The 3,879-nt window shown below is 75.3% G+C and carries 4 protein-coding genes; all 4 read right to left on the bottom strand.

Annotated features, from left to right (window positions below):
• Nucleotides 1–31: 31 nt before the first annotated feature.
• Nucleotides 32–985, bottom strand: coding sequence for a D-2-hydroxyacid dehydrogenase family protein (locus AOK09_RS36385; protein WP_055591442.1), 954 nt, complete (start codon nt 983–985; stop codon nt 32–34).
• A gap of 182 nt (nt 986–1,167) precedes the next feature.
• Entirely contained in the window at nt 1,168–2,274 is a 1,107-nt protein-coding gene (locus tag AOK09_RS36380; RefSeq protein WP_055591441.1) for a caspase family protein, read from the bottom strand.
• Entirely contained in the window at nt 2,271–2,660 is a 390-nt protein-coding gene (locus tag AOK09_RS36375) for an effector-associated constant component EACC1 (protein ID WP_055591440.1), read from the bottom strand. Before AOK09_RS36375 ends, AOK09_RS36380 begins: the two co-directional genes overlap by 4 nt.
• A partial coding sequence (locus AOK09_RS36370; protein ID WP_217698540.1) for a hypothetical protein occupies nt 2,648–3,879 on the bottom strand: 1,232 nt, incomplete at its 5' end. The genes AOK09_RS36370 and AOK09_RS36375, both read right to left, overlap by 13 nt.

Raw genomic sequence — 3,879 nt, 5'->3', positions numbered from 1 at the left:
GGGCAGGTGGGGGGCCGTCGAGGGGCCGGGATCAGCCCAGCACCCGGACCGGGGCGCCCGCCGCGAAGGCGGCGATGTTCTCCACGGCCTCGCTGTAGAAGACGTCATAGGTCCGGCGGGTGACATAGCCGAGGTGCGGGGTCAGCACCACGTGGGGAGCGGTGCGCAGCGGATGGTGGGCGGGCAGCGGCTCCACGTCGTACACATCCAGCCCCGCCCCGGCGATGGCTCCGGTCCGCAGGGCCTCCAGCAGGGCGTCCTGGTCGACCAGCGGACCGCGCGAGGTGTTCACCAGATAGGCCGTGGGCTTCATCTGCGCCAGCTCATGGGCACCGACCAGGCCCACACTGCGCTCACTCAGCTTGTAGTGGACCGAGACGAAGTCGGCGGTGGTGAAGAGCTCGTGCTTGGAGACGGCACGGACGCCTGCCTCCGCGGCGCGGGCGGGGTCCAGGTTCTGGCTCCAGGCGACGACGTCCATGTCGAAGGCCTTGGCGATCCTGGCCATGGCCGTGCCGATGCGGCCCAGGCCGACCAGTCCCAGGGTGCTCCCGGCCAGGTCGGTGCCGACGGTGCGCTGCCAGCCGCCCTCACGCATCCCCAGGTGCTCGGCGGTGATGTTGCGGGCGAGGTCCAGGATCAGACCCCAGGTCAGCTCGGGAGTGGCGGCGGTGCTGCCGTGGGTGCCGCAGACGGTCACCCCGTGGGCGCGGGCGGCGTCCATGGCGATGGAGGCGTTGGCCATCCCGGTGGTCACCAGCAGCCGCAGCTCGGGCAGCTGCTTGAAGAGCGCCGCCGGGAAGGGCGTCCGCTCGCGCATCGCCACCACCACGTCGAACGGCCGCAGCGCCGCCGCGACCTCCGCCGTACCGCCCAACGGCGAGGTGAAGACGGTGAGTTCGGCACCGGCGGGCAGCGCCGACCAGTCGGCGTGGCGACGCGCCACGTCCTGGTAGTCGTCGATCACGGCGACACGCCGAACCATGAGTACCTCCAGCAGCCCTCGCCCCCCGGTCGGGCGGCGCGGCACCAGGCTACGGCGCGTCGCCGCCCGAGGCGTGAAAGGGGGACTTCCCCCGTACGTCCCGCCACGGGTGACGGCCTGCTCCACGCTCCCGGGCACCGCCCCGGCGGCGCACCGGGCGGTTGGGCGGCACCGGTCTGCGCTCAGCCTGCTCCGTGGCCGGCCGACGGCACCCTGCCGCGCCAGTGGTCGCGGCTGGCGCGCGCGGCCGTCAGGCCGGGGGCACCGGACGGGGCGGCCGCCTCCCAGTCGGCGACCACGGCGTCCAGACAGGCCAGCGCGCGCTCCGCACTGCCGGACTCGCCGAGCAGGGACGCATGGGCGTGCCGGTAGGAGAGGACGAGCGGGTCGGTCCGGCCCAGTGCCTCGGCGCCGTCCTCGGCGACCTCCCGCATCACCCGGACGGCCTGCCGCAGCCGGTCCTCCTGACCCGGCCGCCCGGAGAGCCCCAGGGTCCGCAGCTCCAGCGCGAAGCGGGCCCGCGCGGCCAGGCCCCGGCGGGTGCGCCGCTGCCCATGGGCTGCGTTGACGGCCAGCGCCAGGTCACCGGTGGATCCCACGGCGCGCTGGGCCGGTACCGGGCAGGGCTCCGGGGCCGCCGGGAGGGACACGGCCAGCCGCCGGTGGACCGTGGAGAGGTCCAGGTACTCGCCGCCCTCCGGCACCCCCTGCGACAGAAGCTCCAGCAGCGCCCCCGTGAACCCGGTGAACCGCGAACCGTCCCCGTAGCGCGCCTTCCTGGTGGGTCCCGTGGCGGTCAGCAGATGGATGGACGCCGCAGCGGGGGCCTCCATCGCCCGCCCCGAGAAGCAGCAGTCCAGGACCGCCACCTTGTACCGCGCCCGGACCCCGCGCATCGCCTCCAGGACGGCGTCCACCGGAAGCGAGGTACGGGCCGTGCGGCCGGGCTCGTCCACGGTCCCGGGCAGCGCCAGGCAGAGCCGGTCGTCCTCGGCCAGCACCCCGTGGCCCGCGAAGTAGAAGAGCAGCAGGTCCAGCCCGCCCGCCGGGCGGCCCCCGGGGACGAGGTCCAGCACCTCGCCCGCCGTGTGGGGGTCCACCCGGCTGCGCACACCGCTCGGGTCGAGGATGCCCAGCGGGCCCGTGAGCACCTCCGCGAGGGCGGTGACGTCAGCCGTCACCTGCGGGATCGGATGCAGTCGGCTGGGGGCGACATGGGTTGCGGTGCCGATGAGCACCGCGACGGACCTGCGCCGGTCGGGGACGGCCACCGCCCAGGAGTCGGTCAACTCGCCGGGCCCCCGCCGTCCGCCGGGCCTCCCGCCACAAAGCGCTCCAGCCGGTCCACCAGCCGCTCGACATCGGCGGGATCCGCCGTCACCCGGATACCGGCGCCGTCGGGGCGGGTGACGCTCAGGCTGACCCGGCGGTTCCTGACCCGCTGGGTGATCCAGACGCCGAGAGCGCTCACGCCCGCCGTCAGCAGCGGCGCCACCGCGGTCGCCAGCTCCACGGCGTCGGCGAGACTGCCCATCTCACCGGGGACGGGCGGCACCAGATGCACTCCGGCGAGCCCGGACAGGTCCTCGTCGTCGTTGAACCAGTCCGCAAGCGATCTGGCGAGCGCATCGGCCTCGGCGGGAGCCTCGTCGAAAGCGATCGTCAGCCTGTCCAAGGGGTGCTCCTGTCGTCGGGGAAGCGGGTGGGAAACGCGGGGTCCGCGTCCTGCGGTGGCCGCGGGACCACCGGTGACGGGACGTCGGCCCGGCGGGCCGTGCCGAAGAGCGGAGGGCGGCCGGGCACCTCGTAGGGGAAGCGGAAGGCTGCGGACGCCTGGGACACCGGGACCAGGTCGGCCAGGACCTTCTCCCGCTCGCCCAGCGGCTGCGGGACCTCCTGCCGGTGGGCGGCGTCCAGCCAGGTGTGGTGAAGCCCCGCCAGACTCCCCCAGGCGGCCGCCGCCTCGTGCTGGGGGACCGCCCTGGCGACCGCCCCGCCGCCGGGCAGGGCCGCGGGCGGGGAGACGGTCGCCGCCAGCAGCTCGGCGAGGTGCAGGGGGGCCGCGCCGTTCCGGGAGGCCACCGAGATCCGCATCCGGTAGGTGCGTTCCGAGCAGTCCCGGAGCGCGTCCTGGTAGAGGGGGAGCGCCCGCAGCGCGAACGGGTCGGGCGCGATGTGCTGCTGGTAGATCGGGTTCGGCTGCCCGGCCTGGGCCAGCCTTCCGTACTCCTGGGCCAGATAGCGGAGATAGGCCACCAGGTCCGGCGGTGGGGCGTACGGCTGCAGGCAGACCCCGAGCACGGTCGGCGCCTCCTGCCGGGCCAGCGCCTCCCACACCGGCTCCCAGCTCACCGCGTGCCCTGCCGCCAGCGGGGAGACCGCCACGCCGAGCCGGAAGTCCGCGTCCCGGCGGTCCAGCCACGCCCAGACCAGGCGTCTGCGCACCTCGGCGAGACCTTCCGGAACACCCTCGAAGGGGACCAGCGCCGAGTGCAGCTCCCCCGGGTCGACGACCGGCTCGGCACGCACATGGCGCGGCGGCACCAGGGAGTCGCGCAGCGCGAGCACGGCGGCGGTCGCCGCGGCGGCGTCCGCCCCGTGCATCCGGCAGAGCAGGGTGCAGGTGATCGCGCCGCCCGAGGGGGACGTCGCATACCGCAACTCGAAGCTGCGGCCGTCGGGCCGCCAGTGCTGCGACAGCCACACCTGCTCCAGCGCGGCCGCCTCGACCCGCCGCTGGGCCTCCGGGAGACCGACATGGGCGCCGCTCCCGGAGATCGCCGGCTCGGGTTCCAGGCGCAGCCCCGCCCACGCCCAGGCCCCGTGGGGCCCGCCGGAGACCAGGGTGCTCATGCGCCGCTGGGACGGTCCGGACCGGGCTGCGGCGGCTGTAC

Origin of the sequence: Peterkaempfera griseoplana (assembly GCF_001418575.1) — a bacterium.
GTDB classification, from domain to species: Bacteria; Actinomycetota; Actinomycetes; order Streptomycetales; family Streptomycetaceae; genus Peterkaempfera; species Peterkaempfera griseoplana.
Note: the sequence above shows the minus strand (reverse complement) of the source record. Positions and strands in the feature narration are given on the sequence as shown.